Source organism: Streptomyces caeruleatus, assembly GCF_001514235.1.
In the GTDB taxonomy this organism is placed as follows: Bacteria; Actinomycetota; Actinomycetes; order Streptomycetales; family Streptomycetaceae; genus Streptomyces; species Streptomyces caeruleatus.
In genome coordinates, this window is sequence record NZ_KQ948971.1 from 1 (window position 1) to 2,170 (window position 2,170).

Consider the following 2,170-nt stretch of genomic DNA (forward strand, 5'->3'; position numbering starts at 1 on the left):
TCCCACCCTATAACCGCCAGCGAACTTCCGACTCAGGACACTAGAAGCTGCGGCACGACCCGCCACCGTGCCCACCGGCAGGCAACCCGCCAATGCGGAGTGGGGGGCGGGACTCAGTCGGTCACCTCTGTGCTTTCTCTCCGCGGCACTGGAAGCCAGGCTTTCACGCCCTCATCCCAACGAAGGTGGTGCCCCCACAGCTCCGGCCGGCGCACATCCAACTCAATCAGCGCGAGCCGGGCTTCGTCGGTCAGTTCCGCAGCTACCTCAACAGTGACGGAGCTTCTGTTGGTCGGCAGGCTGTCGGACGTGACAACGAATTCCACTTGATCCCCGGAGGATCGCCGTCGCCGTGGCAGGCGGATGTTCACTGACGCCCCGAGGCGCTCACCGAGTTTTGTGGCGAACGCCATCACGAAGGGGCCGATCGCTGCTGAGCCCAGCACTGTCACGATCATTTCGGGGGACGGCATTGGGCCGTAGAGATCACTCGCGTGTGAGTCTTTGCGGCTGTCCCACCAAGACCACACAGCCAAGACCAGTAGCAGCACCAGGACCAACAGCCCCAGACCGGCCAGTGCGTAGACGACCCACGAGAGAAACCCTGAGCTCAGCATGGTGGCTATTGCACCCTAAGATCCCGTGAGGCGGAAGGAAGCCAACTGAGGACCCAACTAACGTGCTGTGACAGCACAGTTAGTGGGGTCAGGGCAAGAGCTCCTGGAGGTCCTCCGCGGTGTGCTCGAAGTCGCTGACGTAAAGGTGATAGCGGAGTGTGCCGGGGTAGTCGGCGATGCGCTGGTCGGCGAGCGCAGCCGCGTCCTCGGCGGATCCGAATCGGATCTCTGGTCCGCTCCGCGCCAGACGGACCAAGGCGTAGACGGCGTGGACCTCAAGGTGGCCGGCGAGGGCATGCAGGGCCCGTGCGGGTTCGGGCAACGCCCCGAACATCCCCTCGCCGGTCGTCGTACCCTTGACTTGGACGAGAACTCGTGTGGAGCCCCGCTTCGCGAGGAGGTCGGCGAACCGGAAGTTCTTCGCCAGCTTGTTGAGGTTGATCACGTCCCAGCCCATGGCGGTGAGCGCGGCCTCTGCCGCCTCCTCTGCTTGATCGCCGACCCGCTTTTTCTCCGCTGCAGACTGCATCCAGCCCTCCTCTTCCGCCGTAGTTGGCACGGCGTTGTGGCGCTCTGTGCTCGCCAGTGTGGACCGGGGCACTGACAGTTCACGGCCTGCTCTCCGGCCTACGCATTGGGACAACGCGTGCATCGACGTCGCTGGCGCTCACGGCGGGGTTCTCCAGTGCGAGGAGGTTGATCGCGGCGGCGTAGACCTGGATTCGTTCTTCCAGGTCGGCGCAGTGCTGGCGGAGGTCGGCGTACTTCTTCTTGAGCTGCTCGTGCTCGCTGAGCTTGTGGCTGAACGCCTCGGGCGTGCTGTCCTGGGCCTTCACCCGGGCCTGGAACAGTTCTTTCAGATCGAGGTGCTGGTGGGTGAGGTGCCAGCGTTTGACGTCGGCTTCGATCGCGAGCTGGGAGACGCTGAGGCGTCCGCTGGAGCGCAGGGGGGTGCCGGCGAGGAGCCGGTCCATGGCGGCGAGGATCGCGGTGCGGACCGGATCGGCGTCGGTGGGACGGGGTGCCGTCACTGGTTGATCCCCTTCGTGTCGTGGGTGTCGAGGATCCGCTTCAGCCTCTCCAGCTCGTGGAGTTCGCGTTCGTGTCGGATGGGCGGGGCCAGTGGGTCGTCCACGATGATGGCGAGTTCGCCGTGGTGTAGGCGGACGTGCTGGATGTCGCGGTCGGTGCGGGCGATGTTGCGGCACTGGGGTCGGCAGTCGTCGGTGTCCGGGGTGACCAACGGGTCGTCGATGGTGCCGCGTAGGCGGCAAAGGGCTTGGGCGGGGTCGAGAACGCAGGTCATCCCTTGGCCGTGGTGGATCTGTAGGAGAGGGTTGCCCAGCAGATCACGGGCCTGGCGATCGCTGGTGAGAACGTGCCCGGCGAACTGGCGGGTGGCGGCGGTGCCCCGGTGGCGGTAGGCGTCGGCGGCGGGGCCGCTGACGTACTCGCCGTCCTCGATGGCCTGGGCGTCCTCGGAGAGGATCTCCAGGCGGTAGAGCCAGTCCTCGAAGGCGTATTCGTCGGGGAATCCGGAGTCGTAGGAGCTT

Annotated in this window: 3 protein-coding genes and 1 pseudogene; all 4 read right to left on the minus strand. The window is 65.7% G+C overall.

Annotated features, from left to right (window positions below):
* Nucleotides 1-113: 113 nt before the first annotated feature.
* Complete coding sequence (locus AQJ67_RS44280; RefSeq protein WP_062725856.1) at nucleotides 114-617, minus strand: hypothetical protein; 504 nt, start codon at nucleotides 615-617, stop codon at nucleotides 114-116.
* Nucleotides 618-705: 88 nt separating this feature from the next.
* Nucleotides 706-1,146, minus strand: a complete 441-nt coding sequence (locus tag AQJ67_RS44285; protein ID WP_159058965.1) for a hypothetical protein — start codon at nucleotides 1,144-1,146, stop codon at nucleotides 706-708.
* A gap of 79 nt (nucleotides 1,147-1,225) precedes the next feature.
* The gene (locus tag AQJ67_RS44290) at nucleotides 1,226-1,648 is read right to left on the minus strand and encodes a hypothetical protein (protein ID WP_107123149.1); all 423 of its coding nucleotides are present in this window, start codon (nucleotides 1,646-1,648) and stop codon (nucleotides 1,226-1,228) included.
* Nucleotides 1,645-2,170, minus strand: a pseudogene (locus AQJ67_RS44295) (hypothetical protein); the annotation flags it as partial. The gene AQJ67_RS44290 and the pseudogene AQJ67_RS44295, both read right to left, overlap by 4 nt.